Origin of the sequence: Niallia endozanthoxylica (assembly GCF_008710145.1) — a bacterium.
Classification (GTDB): Bacteria; Bacillota; Bacilli; order Bacillales; family Cytobacillaceae; genus Bacillus_BD; species Bacillus_BD endozanthoxylica.
Genome location: NZ_VYKL01000015.1, coordinates 667,508 through 686,449 on the forward strand (window position 1 = coordinate 667,508; position 18,942 = coordinate 686,449).

Sequence of the window (18,942 nt, forward strand, 5' to 3'; positions counted from 1 at the left end):
TCAAAATTTGCTTACATTCCATTCATTAAATGAAACATGGGTAATAAAACAGCTAAGTACATAGAAACAATTAACACGCCTATCAGACCGTATAAAATAGGTTGAACCCTTCTAATCAAACTATCCACTTTTTCCTCCAAGCTGCTCATACATCGGTCGGCAAAAAATAGCAATTCCTGAGCAAGCTTCCCATTATCCTGTCCATGCTTTACGACCAAGGCCAATTCCCGTTCAAAGAACGGATAGTTCCTGAGTATATCCTCGAGTTTTTCCCCTGTCATTAATAACCTCTTCATTTCTATTCCAAGCTGCCTATAAAAAGGTTGATTTTCATTTTGTTCAAACGTTGTAAGAGATTCGTTAACAGAAAGCCCCCCTTCCAACAAAAAGCCTAATTGAATAGAAAAATAGTGGGTATAAAAAAGTCTAAAAAGACTGGCTGCCATGGGGATTCTCATCATTTTCTTTTTCTGCTCAATCGAAGTAAGTTTTTTGAAAGACAAAAAATAATATAGTAGAGAGAAGATGAACAGGAGGAGAAAAAGAAGGACAAGAATGGGAAAAGCCTCACCAGCAATATAAACGAATTTTGTAAAAAAGTTCGCTTGTAATTTCATGGAAGTAAATAATGAAGAAAATTGTGGCAGCAAATATTTTTGCACAAAGAAAAATAACATGATTGTCGTTAACGCAAGAAAAAGTGGGTAAGACATTAGTTTTTTTAATCTAGAAAAGTCTTTTACACGTTTCTGCAGCATTTTACTTCCTTCAAGAAATGCCGTTGCTAAACTGCCATGCTGTTCAGCAAAATAAATATAGCCAATCACATCTTTATTAAATGCTAGTTTTTGAAGAACCAAATAAAATGGATACCCCTCCTTTAAGCTGAAAAGACATTCCTTCATTTGTGCGTTTCGATTTTTCGGCAAATGATAGGTGATGGAATCTAATGCTTCTGCAAGCGGATAACCTCTTATTAATAGTTCTCCTATCATTTTTAAAAAACTTGCCTGCTCCTCAAGAGACCATTTACTCCTTTTCATTTATAAACACCCATCTGTCAAATTCACTTTCCTTAATATATCCTAATGCAATTCCTTTTCGAATTTCTTCCCGTAATGTTTTATAATGAAACTTATTTTGTTCACCACGTGCCTCCCCCAAGGCAGAGGTTAGATTTCTTCCAGATAAAAGTTCGAATACGCTGGCTCTTTTCGGGCGTTCATGACCAAAACAAGCCGGAGAGCAATGTTCTTTGCAAATGGGACATGTTAATTCCACCAATCTTTGTGCTGTAATAGCAACCAGCGTTTGCTCAATCTCCTGCCAGCTTACGCCAAATTCAATGAGTCTGTAGATAGCTCCTTTAGAATCCCGAGTATGCATGGTAGTCAAAACTAAGTGTCCCGTAAGCGCAGCCCTGACAGCAATTTTTGCCGTTTCGGCATCACGAATCTCTCCAACCATAATAATATCCGGATCATGCCTTAATATCGCTTTTAATCCAGTTGTATATGTGACACCGGCTTTTTCATTCACCTGAACCTGCAGGACTAAATCATTTTCTTTTTCAATGGGATCTTCTAATGTAATGACATTTCGATTATAGTGATGTGAGGTTTCATTTAATAAGGCATATAAAGTGGAGGTTTTTCCTGATCCAGTCGGCCCGGTCAGAATAATAAGACCATGGGAATGCTTTAATAAAGCTAATAATTTTCTCGTCATATTTGGAAAGAGTGAAATTTGAAAAAAAGGCATATTTTCTTGCTGGGGGAGAATTCGAATGACCAAGCTTTCATTTTGACTAGCTGGGAGAGTTGACAAGCGCAGACCTATCATTTGTCCATCCACTCTAAAAGAACAGGCACCGCTTTGGGGTCGTCTTCTTTCGCCAATATCCATAGATGCTGTAAATTTAAAATGGGAAATTAATCGGTCACATTCTTCTTTGGGAAGCTCGATTTTTGGAACTAATTTGTTTGAGATTCTCAGTTGTACAAGGGTATCATTTCTTCGGGGAATAATGTGGACATCTGTTGCATGACTTTTAACAGCTTCAGTAATAATTCTGTCAGCCAGTTTTTCGATTGAACTCAATGGCTGTACACCACCTTTCATTTTTCTACTTGATTAGATTCGTCTCCTTTTAATAATCTCCTGCATATCAAAAAGATTATTACATAAAAACTTTCGTGTTATCACAAATTATTCATAATTTGATTAATAACTCTCTGTTTGATGATAGATCTATCTGTATTTATCTATAAATGTTTCTTTTAGTTCCCTCTTTAAATACAAATACTAACATTTGTAATTTGTGAACATTTTATAAACTTATAGTGAATATAGTGTTAACCTATTTCTAACAGTATTATAATAGAATAAAGTATAGTATGAGGTGAGCTTCTTTGGAACAAACACTGAAAATAACAAATGTATTATCCGATCCAACTCGTTATTATATTTATCAATATATCACGAACAGACATCAAGAAGTAACAGTCCAGGAAATAGCTGATCAGTTTGATATTCATCCAAATGTTGCCAGACTGCACTTAACCAAGTTGGAAGATGTCAACATGCTTGTCTCTGAAACAAAGAAAACCGGTAAAGGCGGAAGACCAAGCAGACTTTATCGACTATCAAGCGATGTGATTCAACTTCATTTCCCCTATCGTGATTATCAACTTTTATCTAAAATTACACTGGAAACAATGGCATCACTAGGAGAAGCTGGACAAAAGGCACTATATGAAACCGGGAAACGGTTTGGCCTGGAATTAGTAGAACAGGAATTAGCAAAGAATATGCAAAGTATTGATCATCTATCCTTTGATCAAAAACTGAATATGATTCGAAATGCCGCTTCATTGGCTGGATTATCTCCAGATTTTCAACCAAGTGAGGATAAAACAAAAATATATTTTAAAATCTTCAATTGTCCGTTTAAGGAAGTAGCACAAGAACATATGGAAAATGTTTGCAACATGCATGCACAATTTTTAAAAGGGATGTTTGAAGCTTTATTTGCAGAAATTGAATTAGTGGAGGGAGATAATTTACTTGCTGGCTGTGAGGCTTGCACGTATAGTGCAAACATCAAGAATTAAATATCTTTCAGAATAGATGATAGAGGCAATCATACGAAAATTGCCTCTATTTTCTTAACCCATGCAGCCCTATCCTTTCAATAATATGTAATCTTCCACTTTTTTAAAGAAAGTTCAGAAAAGTTTTACTTCTAATCTTTTTAAATATAAAGAGTTATTTACTTTTTCAGAATACTTCATTATAATAGTGATGAAACTCACAGTGCAAAGGGAGGGATACAGTTGGAACGAATGTATCGAGTATTGGGATTTTGGACGGGCATTTTTGCAGTTATGTTTTATTTAGGAGATATGTATACTACGTCCTTAATATTCTTCGGTCAAACAGGGTTCTTTCTGCTTCTCAGCTATTTAAAACTTACTGAACGTATGTACATTTACATTTTTGGGGCTTATTTAACAGTATTTTTCGTCGGTTTTACATACTGGACAACTTTTATGATGATACCAGGTGCGGGCGGACATTAATAAGTTCTAAATAAAAAAGCGACCAATTGGATCGCTTTTTTATTTTGTAACCGTTTCAACTATTGCTGCACATTACAAACCGACTACGCTTTTAATTGTATCTAGCTCCGTCGGATAGGGTCTCGAGGTCTTAAGCTGAGACATTGAGAAGGTTACAGAACAACCTTCTCCCTGCCCCAGCTTAAGCTTGTCGCCCCTTACAAACCGACTACGCTTTTAATTGCACCAATACTTGAAAAGACGGGCTCATTCCAGAAGGCATAATGAGACTTCGGATGGCGCGGTTTCGTTTATTTACTTCTGAAAATGGATTGGGATCCTGATGGTTTTCAAGTTGATCTAATATCCCAATGGAAAGAAGAAATTCATCTTGACGTTTTTTTTCAACCGTATGAATTCCATACTTATTTCCCATATTCACAAGAGCGTCCCAATGAATATGGCTGGTAATATCCATTTCACCCGGATGTTCTAACACATTCCTAATAAGCTCGTGCCGGTAATAGCCCCTTAGGCTTCCATCCTTTCTTATAGGTTCCTGCCATTCTTCATTTGAATAACCATAATCAATAGTTACAATCATCCCTTTAGACAGTGCCTTCTCCATCTTCAAAAAAACATCTTCCATATAGAGCGGAATTTCTATTCGATGCCCTTCAGGAATGACTACCTTATGCTCCTTTAAGAAAGAAGTAATTTTGTGATTAGATAGAAGACAAAGGGTTTCAACCAGTTCTCCATTTTCAACAGTCACCATTACTTCATATAAATGGCCTTGCTGCATTGTAACTACATGTACTGGCAGCGCATCAAATAATTCATTTGAAAAAATCAGGCCGTTATCATTCTTTAATTCAGTTAAATCCTCAATATACTGAACGTACCATTCTTCTTCAAATTTTTCTTTTTGCAGTTTAATATGATATGGGCTTTTTTCTATGATCGTATAGGTAAGCTTAGGATTATCTAAAGCATACCATTCACTTAAAAATGCATGAGCAAACCGGCCATTTCCTGCACCTATTTCACAAAAATGGGGAGAAACTTTTTGTTCCTTTACTAAATCTGCAAACCATTTGGCAAAGGTTTTACCCATCACATTAGAAATATTACTTGATGTAATAAAATCGCCGCTACGACCAATTTTTTCTCGCTCTTTCATATAATAGCCAAAACGAGGATGATACAGCACAAGATCCATGTATTCGTCGTATGATATCATTTTCAATGGTTTTTTGTTTATATATTCTATAAGGTATTTTTTCATATTAGCTCCACTTTTCATATTTAACACTATTGACAAAGTGTTAAACTTATTATATTGTTTATATCAAGTAGTAGTTTAACAATAACCTCCCATTACTAGAATTCGAATATCCCCCAGAAAAACCCTTCTCAAACGAGAAGGGTTTTTCTTTTTTATCAAATTCGCTCGTCAAATTTGCGTCTGGATTTTTATCGAGCTCGCTCGATAAATTGCCCTTAAAAAATCGCAAGACTCGCTGAAGGCTTAACTTCATTCAGCTGGTGTTTAGCCCCCGCTGAATCAGAGTGCTTTATTGTATTCATCCCTTAACCTTAAAAGTGAAGGATTTCTGCTGAATGAAGTTAAAATCCGTTTAGAAAAGGATTTGAATCAATCTCTTTTCCAATGGTTGTAATGGGTCCATGTCCAGGAAGGACAGTCGTATCTTCAGGAAGTGTTAAGATTTTTTCACGCAGACTATTCATCAAATCTTGGTGATTACATCCAGGTAAATCCGTACGCCCGATACTTCCATTAAATAGTGCATCCCCAACCAGTACTAGCCCTGCATCCTTAAAATACAGTGAAACGCTTCCTGGTGAATGACCCGGAGTTTCAAAAAGCTGAAAAGTGAAGCTTCCTAGCGTTAGTTCCTGCTCTCCGCTGAAAGTAAAATCAGGATCTCTGGCAATTACCTGTCCCAAATTTAAGGATGGTGATGATAACCATTCTTTTTCATTAACATGAACATAGGCTGGTATGTTATATTCATCCCTTATACTATCGACAGCTCCAATATGATCATAATGGGCATGTGTCAGGACGATAGCAGTTGGCTGTAAATTTCGTTCACGTAGAACGCCAATCAGCTTTTCACCCTCATTTCCAGGGTCAACAATGAGACATGTTGAATCTTCCTTCATCAACACGTAACAATTTGTCTGAATTGGCCCAAGCGGCATTTGTATCCATTCCATAAGATGATTTCCCCCTATATCAAATTCGCCCCGTCGAATTTGCGCCCGAATTTTTATCGAGCTCACTCGATAAAAATTCGTGGCATCCGCCGGAGCCTTAACTTCATTCAGCATAAGTTTGAACCTTCACTGAATCGAAGAGCTTTTTACATCCATCCCTTAACATTAGAAGTGGAGCACTTCTGCTGAATGAAGTTAAAACATTCAAAGTTATTTTACACTATAAAAGAAATAAAAACTAATTATTTGGCAATATTATTGATATACTATTGCGAAAAGTCTCTTATTTCACCTCGACAAACATTCAGAAAAATTATAAAATATTAGAAGTAAGTTTGCATTTGTATTACATATTATACTAATACAAGAAAGCGCTTATTTTTCAAATGCATATGAACTATACATCGAACAAGGGGGATTATGTAATGGGCACTGTCATTATTTTTGCATTAGTTTCAATATTAGCTGCTGTTGGTTCCGTTAGTTCACTAAAAAACAAAAACCTTCTTGGTGTACTATTCGCAGTTGGAAGCTTTGCAATATTTGGATGGTTTGCAATCATGACTTTTATTAACAGCGGTTTTCCTGCGACCCATTAAAAATGGGAAAATAAAAAGCACCATAGGTGCTTTTTATTTTCCCATTTTTAATCTTTAAGCAGACTGTTTACCTTCTCCACTTTATCCTCCATGTTTCGCTCTATATCACGGCGATCATCTATGCGGATATTGGTACACACTCGGACAAGACCTTTCTCAAAAGGAACTTCATGCATCGCCTGAATGACTTCAAACAAAAGTGATAATTCACCTTCAATAATCGTATTCATAGGCGTTAATTGATAACGAATGCTGCCTGTTTCTTCGTATTTCTTTAATACTTTATGTATATCTGCCACGTAAGCACTAACGCTTGCTGTTTTTGTCCCTACCGGAATTACTGTTACATCTACTATTGCCATGATAATCCCCCATCCTTTGTTTCTGAATTCAATACAAATGTATTATTTCTTTATTCTTCATATCAATTAGCTTTTCAAAAAAATAGCCATATAAACATAGATTTCCTTCTTGATTACAGCTTATCGGTTCATTATTTAATCCATCGATTATTACTGTATTCGTTTCACTCCCCATTTTATATTGAATGAGCTGAAAATCCTCATTATAGGAGTCCACTGTCCCACTTTTTAATGGTTTAAAGGAAATAAATGTTTCTTTCTCCTCGTTATAATCATAATACGGAATTAGCCAATCGGTAAAACTTGCTAATTTCGGCATGGTAATGGAGCCCGCAAACTTTACCTTTTGATTATAAAAGCTGTAAATTACATCATTTAGATTTTCTTTATCAGCAGTAATGGTAAGAAAGAAATGATGAAAGGAATCTAGTTGAAAAACATCCGAAAGCAGCCTAATTTCTTTTCCATTTGATAAGTCTTTCATGACAACATCTGCAAATCCTGATTGATCTTCCAAATGCGAATTTAAATAGATAAGCTTATTCTTTGATATCCAGTAGGAAAAAGGATTTACCACATCAAGCTCTGTCATTTGCTGCATTTTAATTGATAAAATAAACGTAGTTTCCTGCCAATCATCTGTAAAACTCGAAATTAGAACCTTGTCCTCATCATAAGGATTCCATACGACAGCTGCATCAAAGGCATTCTCCAATACTTCTGAAAACACAATTTTTCCTTTATTGGTGATGACCGTAATCTTGCTGGGAGATGCTTCCGAAGTGGAACGAATTAATAAATAATTTCCTGAATGGCTAATATGAATAGAGTCAATCATAGACTCCACTTTTAATAATAACGTACTGGTCCCCGTTTTCAAATGATAGGCATAGATATTGGAACTATTCTGCAACATTGTCGAATATACAAGAGTTTGGTTATCTAACCAGCCATAAACCTTACCAAAATTCCCTTCTTCTATTACAAGAGGGAGAAACTCCTCAATATCATAAATCGATAACAGAGATTTCCCAACTTCCGACTCCTGTTTTTCCTTAACAGCCTTCGAACTAGAATCGCCTTTTTCACATCCAATTACCAAGAGTGCGGAAACCAATATTAGACACAAAAAAAAAGCCTTCCTTTTCAATATTTTTTCCACACCCGCCTTTACTCAATCGCTTAGATGTAATAATACCCCCATATCTTTGCAGCCAGAAAGAACTAAAAAATACGGAGGTATTTCCATCAATCTAATCATTCATCCTATTAAATATACAGGCTTGAAAGAAAAATTCCAAGTACCTCCTCGTAAATTTCATTGAATTGTGTCAATGGCAACGGATTAACCCCATATCCCAATTCAACGGTGAACCCTGGCTTTCGAAATTCCTGAATAAACCAATCTTTATAGCCAGCATGACTGTCAATCGATCGCACGGCCTCATAACCGCTAACCCTCTCAAACTCAGCTGCCAGTATACTTGACTCAGGAGGTTCCAGTCCTTCATATCCCCAATAAAATTCCTTCCCCTGTGTATGGAAAGCAAGCAGACGGTCAAATGGATTATTTCTTGCTAAAGCAGCCATCACTCTTGCTTCTGGCTCTGTCAGCGGTGCATCACCAGGGTAATCTCTTGGTGCCGGCGCTTTTGGTTCCTTTCTCTCCTTTTCAATTTCCCAATTTGCCGGGAATTGATTATTTAAATCAACCCCTCTTATATTCGCTTTCCAATCTCTAAAATCAGTACTGCCTTTGTTCATCGCAATTAATTCTTCCCTTAATGCAGGCGGCGGTCCATTTAGAACTAAATCTACTCCATCAGGATTAACCATCGGTACAATTGACAAATCAACTGACTGATACAAAGGATTGGTGACTAGTCCTCTAATAGGCTGGCTATTTGTCAGGGACAATAAAAATGTATTTAATAATGCCATTAGGATTGGTGTTGTTATCCATTCATTCGCATGAAAGGAACCGTTAAAGTGGACCCTTTTCGTTCCCTTACCAAGCCTGATTTCTTGAATAGGCTTTCCTTCCACACTCCTTCCGATTGTTCGAACTTGAATGAAAGGAAATTGGTTTTTTAATGTTTGAATATCTCTCGCTAATAGGGCAGAATTATATGTTACATCCCGTCTCATAAAAGGCGCAATCGCACGAGCAGGAAGATAGATGGTTTGACCAATTTGCAGACTGCTTGGATTTATATTCTGGTTTAAAAGCATTAGTGCATCTATTGAGATGTTTCGCGCTGTTGCGAGTCTCCAAAAGGAGTCTCCTCTTTTCACCGTATAGGCTTGGCTTGTAAATCCAGGTATTTGAATTTCCTGCCCAATCTGTAAATAGGAACCATTAAGACCGGGGTTTGAATCAATAATTAATGGCAACGGAATCATAAATAAGCGACTATAGTACCATAATGTATCACCAGACCGAATATTGACCTTCACCAATTTTCCTCCTTTCCATCACATCATACATATGTTGCTGCAATAGAATTATGACAACCATCATGCGACTCACACACATAAAGTGGAACTTCCATCAGTGGGGGTTTTCTTCATCCCCCACTGATGGTTAGTCACGCAGAGCCTGATTGGATTTTCTAAGGGCTGAAGCCCAAAGAAAATCCTTATCTCACCAATCGGACCTTTTCGGCAGTTGATCCCCACCTATCTTCTTTTCTATACTCAGAACTTTGAGGTGGGGGTCTTACTGCCCGTTAAGAGTGGGATAAAAAAAGACTTGCTCATTTTGCAGCAAGTCAGTCATAATCCTTATTTATTATTTCTGCCATAGAATCTTAACAAATCGCCATAAATAATACGATCAGAGTATTCAAGTTCATTTTTAGCTTTTTCTGCATATAGCTCACAAGCATTTTCCTCTAGAGCAGGTTCACCAGTATTTTTATCAAAACAAATTTCTCGGGTATATACATAATCCTTTGTAATAAAACTTCCATCACGGAGTACAGCGAAATCCGTTGTATCTTCTGAAAATAAATCTCTGCCAAATTCTATATCCTGTTTTGTATCCACACCTAGCAAATGAAGGAGCGTTGGTTTAATATCAATCTGGGCAGAAACGGTTGAAATGGTTTTTCCTTTTTGTCCCGGAATATGAACAATAAACGGAACCCTTTGAAGCTGTGTACTTACAAATGGGGTCACCTCTTCACCAAGGTACTCACCCATTGCTTTATTATGATTTTCAGAAATTCCATAATGGTCCCCGTAAAGAATGATAATGGAATCCTCATATATCCCTTCATCCTTAAGGCTTTGAATAAAATACTTTAATGCCTCATCTTGATAACGAACCGTCGTAAAATATTGATTGAGTGTTTTACTGCTGGATGTATACGGTTCTATTAATATATCTTCTGCACCCAATTCAAAAGGAAAATGGTTAGTTAAGGTGATAAACTTTGCGTAAAACGGTTCAGGCATGCCCTTTAAATGCTGAATGGATTGCTGGAAGAAATCATCATCCTTTAGCCCCCAGCCAATAGAATTTTCATCTGTTACTTCATAATCGCTTAAAGAATAAAAACGCTGGTAGCCAAGAGATTCATACATAATATCCCGATTCCAAAAGCTCTTATTATTAGCATGTAAGGATGCTGTAAAATATCCTCTCTCACGCAAAACCTCTGGTGTTGCATGATACTCATTACCGGAATGAGTAAAAAAAACAGCTCCTCGACTTAATGGATAAAGTGAATTTTCCACAATAAACTCAGAGTCGGAGGTCTTGCCTTGTCCTGTTTGATGATAGAAATTGTTAAAGTAATAACTTTCTTGGATAAATTGATTTAAAAATGGAGTAATAACCTCTCCATTCACTGTTTGATTGAGAACAAAACTCTGCGTTGACTCTAGTGAAATGAGAATGACATTTTTTCCTTTGGCTATGCCAAACATCTCATCATTCAATTTGTTATAATTCGCATTACGGTAGTTCTCAATATCCACAAGTTCCCCGCCGTCTGCTAAAGCTCGTTGTGCAGATGATTTTGACTGCAAAAACACATCATAGATATGATAATTATAGGTACCAATATTACGAATAAGCATCTCTCTGTCAAAGGTTCTTGTCAACAGCTCCGGCCGCTCTGTCTCAGCCCAGCCAAGATTAAAAAAAGCAATAGATAAAGTAACAAGTAGATATGCTTTTCTCTCTGCTCTTGTATATTGACGAAAAGAGACCATCTTAGGTTTTCTTTTCATTAATACAAGCAGCAGGAAAAAATCTGTAAAATACAATAGATCCGTCCAGCTTAGCAATTCACTAACACTGCTCCCCAAATCACTCATATTACTCGTTTGAAATAGAACCGGAATGGTTAAAAAGTCATTAAAAAACCGATAAAATACAACATTAGCGAATAAAATGGAGGAGACAAAAAAACTTGAAAGGATGATATAGCTTTTCTTATTTTTTTCTTTTAAAAACATACTGACCCCAAAAATCAGCATGAGAAAACTTAAAGGATTAATAAACAAAATAAACTCTTGTCGCCAGTTTTCTATTTTTATATCAAAACTAGTTTTATAGACAATATATGTCTTTAGCCAAAGTAAAACCGTTGCAACCGCAACGAGTGAAATCCTTGACCGGTTAAACTTTCTCATTATGTATGTACCCTCCCCTTTATCTTAAAGAGATACCATTTTCTAAAGTCTATAGTATGCAACCCTTTATCCCATATTTACAATAATTTAATCTAGTATAAAAAAAAAGGGTATTGACTACTATCTTGTCAAGTCCCTTTATAATAAGACGATTCTGTTATAAAAAAGTTTCACTTTTTACTAAATGAGCTATAGATGTTACCGATTAATTCCACTGATTTACTTAACTAGACAGCCTGTATTCTTATCCATGCGGCCAAACCTAATACGATTGTTTTCCTTCCTTTAACATTTGAATCTCATGCCGCAACAGTAAAACGGCTGACTGGTAATCACGTGTCTCCATTAATTGGGAGCGATATAGTTCATGAACCTCTGATTCCATTAATTCAAGATCAGCAATTCGGTCCCCTATATAGATAATTGTTCCAAACTTTTTTAAATATTGTTGTATATCATAAATCGTTTTCATAATTATTTCCCCATCTTTTTTAATATAGCATCAGTATAAAGCAAAATGAACGTCCCCTCAAGCATGTTCAATCCCGCCAAATTACCTCATCTAATTATCCGATATAGTCATCTTTCAAGTAATTGCCGAATATATTTGAAGCGGACAACTTGTCTTTAGAATAGGCAAAAAACGGATAAGGAGGCTGGAGCATTGAATAAAATCATCCATCTTTTTGCCATGATTATTCTTACAATTATCACTTTAAATATTATTAATCATGCTGTAAAAACCGAAGAAAGCTTTACATACTTTCCTCCCGACAAAGATGCGACCTTTCACTCAGCTAATACATCCCTTACCTTAACAGGTGAAACGAATAATGGATATGCCATTCTATGGAAAGCTGATTCTATTCTTGATCGCAAAGCCTATTTAAGACAGGATATAAGCTTTTTATATGCTAATGGAATCTTAATAGGAACAATGGGAAGAGAATGGAAACAAGAGGCGGACACCATTCAATTGGATAAAAAAATCTTGCAGCAGGATAGTGCCAATTTTAATGCTATAAGTTTTCATCATGCGGAGCTTCATAGTAACGGAAAGATAACTAGTACACAAAGAATGACTCATGACGAGCTCTATGTCCTTTTTTCAAAGTATGCTCCGCTAGTCTCCTTCCGTCAGCCAAAGGGAAAGGAAGAAAAGGAGTGGAAGTTCGTAATCGACCAACTAATCGAAGAACGCTTAAACAATTCTCTTCAAAAAGCCGAAAAATCCTTCAACATAAATAAAGAACAATATACTGTTTTTCCTCTAACAGATATGTACCAATTTGAAGATTCGTCACTTCCTGGTTTTAATAAACAAGAAACGAAGAAACTATTAGGACGTTTATGGGAAGGAATGTATAAAAATTATCTTCTTGGGATCAAAAAAACAGATGGTACTACTGTAGACCCTATTGGCAGCACCATCCCATTAATATTGATAGCAAATGATCAATCACATCTGTTCGTTATTAGTGAATTAAAGAACGGAGAAGCTATGATTCTAAAGCAGCAGATTCCAGCTCATTAATTTTTTGAATTAATTGATTATAATCCTTATTTCTCGGCTGCAAAGCCAGCGCTTCCTTAGCATATTCTTTCGCCTGATTATAATTACTTTCATTCAAATAAATGAGCGATAAATTATAAAAGGCCTCGTGATAGTTTGTATCCATGCTAATGACTTGGTGTAAATGTTCCTTTGCTTCATCCATCCGATTTGTTTTAATCTCAATATAAGATAATAGAAAAAGGATATTGACTGTACTGGTGTTTGGGTTTTCATATTCCTGTAAAAAGGCATAGGCCTTATCATATTCTTCTTTTTCCACATACACTTGTACTAAAACCAAAGCAGATTGCTCATCAATCAGCTTTCCTTTGTTCAAGTAGCTATATTGAAATAGACCAAAAATAAGTGCTGCACTCGCCAAAAATGTTGAAATCTGAACAACCGTTCTTTTTTGTTTCGGTAAATGAACCATTGAAGCAGCAAGAAATCCACCCATTAGACCGCCAATATGCCCGGCATTATCTATTCCAGACATAGAAAAACCGAAGGCTAAATTAATGGCTATGATGACTAGAATGTTCATTCCCATCGTTCGAAAAAACAACTTAGGATAGGCTGTGCCAAAATACAAAAGGGCGCCGAAGCAGCCAAATATCGCACCACTAGCTCCTGCAGAGATATTCTGACTAAATAGAAGGCTTGCCAGCGAACCGAAAAAACCAGCAAATAAATAGATGAAAAGGAAACGCCCGTTACCGAACAAACGTTCAACCATCAATCCAAGGTAATATAAGGCCAACGTATTCATCAAAAGATGCAAAATGCCGATATGTAGAAAAATAGGAGTAAACAGTCGCCACCATTCCCCCTCCAAAATAAACAAATTTGACTTTGCTCCAAATTGGATTAAGACGGACGGATCAGTGCTCCCACCTGCTGTCTCCATAAGCAAAAACATAATTATTTGAACAGCAATAAATAAATAAGTAAATCGTGGTTTCCCGTTTTCAAATAAAGCTTTTTCGGACAAGACCTTTTTTCTTGCAGAAACTAACGCAGCTTGTTTCTCAGCCTCGATGTCATGTACCTCATATTCTTCCTTCCAAATGATAGGAACGGATCCATTTATCACTTTTTCAATGGCGTTTACTTGATTCTGCCGGTCGCAAATCAGCGAAGTCATTCTGGTTTTTTCACCTTTTGGATGTAATAATGGCTGACCTATATAATCTTCATAATCATCGACCGGAGGGTATGCCGTAACATATATATTTAAAACATCTAACGACCTTTTATGGAGCTGCTTGCGAATACTTTCACCATTTGCTAAGGTTAGTCGAATATCCCGCTGCATCCAATTGCTCCAGTCCAAATTATAGAGAAGGATTCGAATAACCTGCGCTTCCTTATTTTCCATTTTCTCAAGCCAGAGCTCTTTTTGACTTTTTGAAAGCTGGATAATTCGATATTCATGCTCACTTATGAAGTAATTCGCTAGTCTCCAGAATATAAATTCCTCTTGAAAACTCAAATTTCCCCCTTCTTTCTTTGTTGCCTTTACTAGTTTATTTTTACTATAGGTAATTTCCAACCGATTTGTAAAGGATAATGTGGAAATGTGTTAGGATTAAAGCCATAATCTCTTATTTTATTTACATTAAAAAAGACCCAAAAGGGCCTTAAGTCGAATGAGAATATTTAAATTGGCTTTGGACCCTGCGAAAAGACAGAACCCATCATACGGTTTCTAATCGCAGGAATATTCATGAGTGACCGAACAAAAAATCTTCGCATCATTGAATTACCAAGAACAGCGTTTATGACACGAAAACGTTTTTGAAATAAATAGTATCCACCCATTCCTATTGCTAATATTGATAAAACTCTGCCCATAATCATCCCTCCTTCCACTAGTGTGAGATAAAAGGATGGCAATTATCCAATGGTGATTCAGGAAAAAAGAGGTATTTTTCATTGGGCTCTCTAGCCTAATACACCTCCCATACGAACCTGCTGATAAGTAAAATAAAAAATACAGAGAAAAAATTTACAACATCATTATTTAAGATGGAGTAACCTTTTATCAGTCTTGTATTTTGCCCGCAATGGATAATCTTTTCAGTTTTTAACCCGCAATGCGGACATTGATAACCCGCTTGAACAAACGCTCCAAGTAAAGTATCAATGATATTTCCGCTAAAGCCTAGAATGAAAATAAAAAGGCATTCATCCAACTGCAGACGAAAAAAAGTAAACGCTCCAAAAGCAATCAAAAAAGAGCCTGCTGCTGCTGCAAACGTCCCTAACAGACTGACTGCTCCTGAAGTTCCTCGAGCAACCCGTTTGAATGATTTAATATCGACCGGTTCTCCCTTACTCATTGAACCAATTTCAGATGCCCATGTGTCAGAATTGGAAGCAGCAAGACAAATACAAAATCCAATAATCCAGAAAAAATCATCTGTAAGGTAATACATCGCACTAGATAGAGCGGCAAGCCCGCCATTTGCGATTACCTGCTGCCAATCCCTCTGGGAGCCTTTTAAAAGCAGTTCTTCCGCTCTTTCTTTCTTGGCACTCTTTATTTTGGACCATAGACTTGAACTGCAAAAAAATAAACCGAGTATAATGAGTCCTTTTACTCCAAGACCTAAAGCAATCAAAGAACCGACCACAAAAGCAGCAGCAGCACCTGAAATGGTTAATAATCTAGAAAAATATCCTGCTATGGCCATTATTAAAATGATGAACACAGTAACGAACATCATGAAGTAAAAAAGCTCCCTTCATTCGTTATCAGCTTTTCAACCGGCAGATCATGAGGTTCCTTTGGAAGATCATTCACTATTTGTACTTGAAAAGCAAGGGATAACGTTTTTCCTTTAAAACTTTCCAAAAAGCGGTCATAATATCCTCCACCAACACCTAATCGATAGCCGTCTTTTGTAAAAGCCAACCCTGGAACGATAAGCAATTCAATCTCACTTGGATTCACTCTTTTTGTTTTCTCTGTTATCGGCTCAAGTAAGTTGAAATAAACGGACTCTAACTGATCGAAACGCTCTAAAATTCGAAAATCCATCCTTTTTTCTTTTGGCAGACATTTAGGAATCACAATCGTTTTTCCTTCGTTCCATGCTTGACGGATAATTTGGTATGTATCAACTTCTGGAGGATTGGAAATCGTAATTCCGATTATTTGAGCCGACTTCCATAAAGAATCTTCATAAAGTCTTTGAGCAATCTGATAAGAATAATGTTCATAATGAGCTTTTGAAATAGCCTGTAATTTCCCTTTCATCTCCTTACGGCATGCGCTCTTTTCAATCATCTATTTCATCCTTCCTCATCTAAAAATAGCATCGATGAAACACAAAAAAACAGCAGGAAATCCTGCTGCTTATTTTGTTTCACGATGTGTAGTTGTACGCTTTTCTCTTGGGCAATATTTTTTCAGCTCAAGACGATCTGGATTATTCCGTTTATTCTTTTTTGAAATATAGTTACGGTCTCCACACTCAGTGCAAGCTAACGTAATATTTACACGCATGTTTATTTCCCTCCAAACTATATAAAGCTCGTTCGTTCATACGACTTTTCTATAATATCATTTTTTATTTAGAAATGCTAGTGTGTTTTTAAAATGCAGAAGCATTATTGATGATGTTTTCTATTCTGCAGAATATTATTATATAAATAAACCGTTTCTGCTGCCGCCAATTTCCAATTATATTGACTTTCAATGGCCTTTTTTCCATTTTCTCCAATTTCCATTGCCATTTCAGGGTTTTCTAATAATAACATGATTTGTTCTGCAACATTTTTGCTATTTTCCGGTTCTATCAGCAGACCTGTTTCCAGATGTTGCACAATACCTTTTAAGCCTCCTGTATTTGATACAATCGTTGGCTTACCGGCCTTCATTGCTTCCAGTGCAACAATTCCGAACGGTTCATAAATACTCGGAAAAACGGCCATCTCACAAAGCTCTAACAGGGCATCTCGCTTATCATCATCGATAAAACCAATAAAACGTACAGTATCTGTTAGTTGCATCTCCACCACTTTACGGCGATAAACTTCAAGCATTGGACCTTTCCCAGCAATAATAAAACAGATATTTGCTCCTAACCCCTTTAAAATAGCTGCTGCTTCAATCAGTGTATCAAACCCTTTTTCCTTCACCATTCTCCCAATTGAAAAGATCATTTTACGGTCGGAATCCATGTCATTCTCTGCAGAAAAAGGATTTATAGCTTGTCCCTTTTCCCTCTCGCAGTCTATTCCATTTGGAATCGTTGCCAACTTATGAACGGTTGGCTTAAAAAGCTTCAATACTTCTTCCTGCATAAAATTACTGCAAACAACCACTCGATCTGATTGTTCAACAAGCTGTCTCTCCTTCCCATGAATAAAACGCTGCATTTCGGTATAGATACCATTATTTCGACCATATTCAGTAGCATGGATGGTAGTAACTAAAGGAAGATCTAAATTCTTCTTTAATGAAACAGCTGCTGCTCCGACAAGCCAATCATGCGAATGAATACAATCAAAAGATTTATCTGTTAATAATGCTGCTGCCTTGTCTGCTATCGCAATATTTAAGCCGCCTATCCAAAGTAGAAAGTCCTTTTCACTTACATTTAATGGATGTACCCGATGAACGATTACATTATCCACTTTTTCCAGCACAGGCAAAGTATCTGATCCTGTTGTAATCACATGTATTTCATGACCTTTCTTTGCCAAGCTTTTGGTTAATCCATGAACATGTCGTGATAATCCCCCGACAATACAGGGTGGAAATTCCCATGTCAAGAATAGAATTCTCAAATGTTCCTTAGTCAGCTGCTTCTCCAAGCTGTTTTCGGCAGCGTTATTTTTGTCCGCAATCCTCTCAAATTCATTCTCTTCTTTCGTTTCCACAATCTCCTTTACCGTTTCAGATAAAAGAGAATTCATCCAGCGCCATTGTGATAAATAGCTTTCAGAAAGAGGATAATTTGATAACATAGTCGATAATTTTATCCATTCTTGAAATAGTTGTGTCATTATTTTTGTTTCTTTCATTAGAAACTCTACAATCGTGTCTGTAATCGAATATATCTGGGGCTTATCCTCTTCGTGCATACGACCGTAATTAATGAATGTAACATCATTATTCATATTACTTGGTAAAAAAAGGTTGTTCATGACCTATCATCCTTTTTTAAAATACTTTCGTAATAGCTATACGTACTGACATGCTCAATCCATTTAGGAGGTGTATTCTTGATTGTATTTACTTCTTCATTCTCCAACTTATTCTGATTTTCATTTCCTTTTGGGAAATGGATGGGATTAGAGCGTAGTAATGGAAAAAATTTATGTCCTGAAATAAGAATGCCTAACTCGATTATGTAACAGCAATTGGGCTCCAGCTTCCTCAGAAGAGATACACACTGTCCGTTCTGAAGCTTCACCTCTTGAATCAAATGCTGGCCATTAAAAGGGGTATGTGTCACATGATATATCCGCAATACCTTTTGAAAGCTCTTAAAGGGCTGATCAAAATAATTTGACACAAGATCTTTTTTTAGACCAGATAGTTTCCAAAAAACAAATAATTTATTTTCAGCCAGATTCCATGATGTAAGATGTTCCTTATCTTCTTTCAGCCTTCCTATATTCAAATAACGAGATTTATTAGATATTTTTATAAATACTTTACTTTTCTTTCTCTGTTCAACTATTTTAGCTTCTTCCATTTTTTTGTATTTCTTCCATTGATACTGTACTTTTCCAACGGTTGTATCTAGTTCATCAGCTATTTTGCGAAAGGAAAGGCCTTTTCTCCTTAGTTTCATAATTTCTTTTATCATGGCGCACCTCTTTAAAAAAGAACGAATTCATTAAATATCAGAATATAATTACTATTCCGCTTAATGGTATCAGATATTAAGGCAGCCTTCAACAAATGGTTTTATTGAAAGCTTGATTACAGACTTTTTTCATTTGACTGGATAATGAAATGG

General features: G+C 36.3%; 20 protein-coding genes. 4 read left to right on the plus strand and 16 right to left on the minus strand.

The window, feature by feature from the left end; all coding sequences use genetic code 11:
• Positions 1-11: 11 nt before the first annotated feature.
• Entirely contained in the window at positions 12-1,043 is a 1,032-nt protein-coding gene (gene comGB, locus F4V44_RS10445; RefSeq protein ID WP_150439928.1) for a competence type IV pilus assembly protein ComGB, read from the minus strand.
• A complete protein-coding gene (gene comGA, locus F4V44_RS10450) occupies positions 1,030-2,100 on the minus strand; it encodes a competence type IV pilus ATPase ComGA (protein WP_150439929.1) in 1,071 nt (356 codons plus the stop codon). Before comGA ends, comGB begins: the two co-directional genes overlap by 14 nt.
• Before the next feature lie 311 nt (positions 2,101-2,411).
• Here comGA and F4V44_RS10455 point away from each other — a divergent pair, with 311 nt between their 5' ends.
• Both F4V44_RS10455 and F4V44_RS10460 read left to right on the plus strand, forming a co-directional pair.
• Positions 2,412-3,113: a helix-turn-helix transcriptional regulator gene (locus F4V44_RS10455; RefSeq protein WP_150439930.1), complete on the plus strand. Its 702-nt coding sequence runs from the start codon at positions 2,412-2,414 to the stop codon at positions 3,111-3,113.
• Between the two features lie 222 nt (positions 3,114-3,335).
• Positions 3,336-3,581, plus strand: coding sequence for a DUF2626 domain-containing protein (locus F4V44_RS10460; RefSeq protein ID WP_150439931.1), 246 nt, complete (start codon positions 3,336-3,338; stop codon positions 3,579-3,581).
• Positions 3,582-3,789: 208 nt separating this feature from the next.
• Here the strand turns inward: F4V44_RS10460 and F4V44_RS10465 are convergent, their stop codons facing one another.
• Both F4V44_RS10465 and F4V44_RS10470 read right to left on the minus strand, forming a co-directional pair.
• Complete coding sequence (locus tag F4V44_RS10465; protein WP_150439932.1) at positions 3,790-4,848, minus strand: class I SAM-dependent methyltransferase; 1,059 nt, start codon at positions 4,846-4,848, stop codon at positions 3,790-3,792.
• A 341-nt stretch (positions 4,849-5,189) separates the two neighbouring features.
• Positions 5,190-5,804: an MBL fold metallo-hydrolase gene (locus F4V44_RS10470; RefSeq protein WP_150439933.1), complete on the minus strand. Its 615-nt coding sequence runs from the start codon at positions 5,802-5,804 to the stop codon at positions 5,190-5,192.
• Between the two features lie 425 nt (positions 5,805-6,229).
• Here F4V44_RS10470 and F4V44_RS10475 point away from each other — a divergent pair, with 425 nt between their 5' ends.
• A complete protein-coding gene (locus F4V44_RS10475) occupies positions 6,230-6,403 on the plus strand; it encodes a DUF2759 domain-containing protein (RefSeq protein ID WP_150439934.1) in 174 nt (57 codons plus the stop codon).
• A 47-nt stretch (positions 6,404-6,450) separates the two neighbouring features.
• Here the strand turns inward: F4V44_RS10475 and F4V44_RS10480 are convergent, their stop codons facing one another.
• The 5 genes from F4V44_RS10480 to F4V44_RS10500 form a co-directional block, all read right to left on the minus strand.
• A complete protein-coding gene (locus F4V44_RS10480; RefSeq protein WP_150439935.1) occupies positions 6,451-6,765 on the minus strand; it encodes an MTH1187 family thiamine-binding protein in 315 nt (104 codons plus the stop codon).
• A gap of 28 nt (positions 6,766-6,793) precedes the next feature.
• On the minus strand, positions 6,794-7,894 hold the full coding sequence (locus F4V44_RS10485; protein ID WP_150439936.1) for a YqgU-like beta propeller domain-containing protein: 1,101 nt from the start codon (positions 7,892-7,894) through the stop codon (positions 6,794-6,796).
• 140 nt (positions 7,895-8,034) lie between these two features.
• A complete protein-coding gene (locus tag F4V44_RS10490; protein ID WP_150439937.1) occupies positions 8,035-9,222 on the minus strand; it encodes a M14 family zinc carboxypeptidase in 1,188 nt (395 codons plus the stop codon).
• 327 nt (positions 9,223-9,549) lie between these two features.
• Positions 9,550-11,409, minus strand: coding sequence for an LTA synthase family protein (locus F4V44_RS10495; protein WP_150439938.1), 1,860 nt, complete (start codon positions 11,407-11,409; stop codon positions 9,550-9,552).
• A gap of 262 nt (positions 11,410-11,671) precedes the next feature.
• Entirely contained in the window at positions 11,672-11,881 is a 210-nt protein-coding gene (locus tag F4V44_RS10500; protein ID WP_150439939.1) for a YqgQ family protein, read from the minus strand.
• A 192-nt stretch (positions 11,882-12,073) separates the two neighbouring features.
• On the opposite strand from F4V44_RS10500, the gene F4V44_RS10505 reads away from it, so the two are divergent.
• Entirely contained in the window at positions 12,074-12,943 is an 870-nt protein-coding gene (locus tag F4V44_RS10505) for a hypothetical protein (RefSeq protein ID WP_150439940.1), read from the plus strand.
• Here F4V44_RS10505 and F4V44_RS10510 read toward each other — a convergent pair.
• From F4V44_RS10510 to F4V44_RS10540, 7 genes are all read right to left on the minus strand, one after another.
• Entirely contained in the window at positions 12,909-14,456 is a 1,548-nt protein-coding gene (locus F4V44_RS10510; RefSeq protein WP_150439941.1) for a rhomboid family protein, read from the minus strand. The two genes, F4V44_RS10505 and F4V44_RS10510, sit on opposite strands and share 35 nt — an antisense overlap.
• A gap of 167 nt (positions 14,457-14,623) precedes the next feature.
• Complete coding sequence (locus tag F4V44_RS10515; RefSeq protein ID WP_150439942.1) at positions 14,624-14,818, minus strand: hypothetical protein; 195 nt, start codon at positions 14,816-14,818, stop codon at positions 14,624-14,626.
• A 95-nt stretch (positions 14,819-14,913) separates the two neighbouring features.
• Complete coding sequence (locus F4V44_RS10520; protein WP_150439943.1) at positions 14,914-15,693, minus strand: DUF92 domain-containing protein; 780 nt, start codon at positions 15,691-15,693, stop codon at positions 14,914-14,916.
• The gene (locus tag F4V44_RS10525) at positions 15,690-16,256 is read right to left on the minus strand and encodes a 5-formyltetrahydrofolate cyclo-ligase (protein ID WP_150439944.1); all 567 of its coding nucleotides are present in this window, start codon (positions 16,254-16,256) and stop codon (positions 15,690-15,692) included. The genes F4V44_RS10520 and F4V44_RS10525 overlap by 4 nt, the downstream gene beginning before the upstream one ends.
• A gap of 69 nt (positions 16,257-16,325) precedes the next feature.
• Positions 16,326-16,475 (minus strand): 50S ribosomal protein L33, encoded by a 150-nt coding sequence (rpmG, locus tag F4V44_RS10530; protein ID WP_150439945.1) that lies wholly within the window; start codon positions 16,473-16,475, stop codon positions 16,326-16,328.
• A 104-nt stretch (positions 16,476-16,579) separates the two neighbouring features.
• Positions 16,580-18,121 (minus strand): glycosyltransferase family 4 protein, encoded by a 1,542-nt coding sequence (locus F4V44_RS10535; protein ID WP_150439946.1) that lies wholly within the window; start codon positions 18,119-18,121, stop codon positions 16,580-16,582.
• Positions 18,118-18,789 carry a DUF4912 domain-containing protein gene (locus tag F4V44_RS10540; protein WP_150439947.1) on the minus strand — a complete coding sequence of 224 codons (672 nt, stop codon included), beginning with the start codon at positions 18,787-18,789 and terminating at the stop codon, positions 18,118-18,120. Before F4V44_RS10540 ends, F4V44_RS10535 begins: the two co-directional genes overlap by 4 nt.
• Between the last annotated feature and the right edge of the window lie 153 nt (positions 18,790-18,942).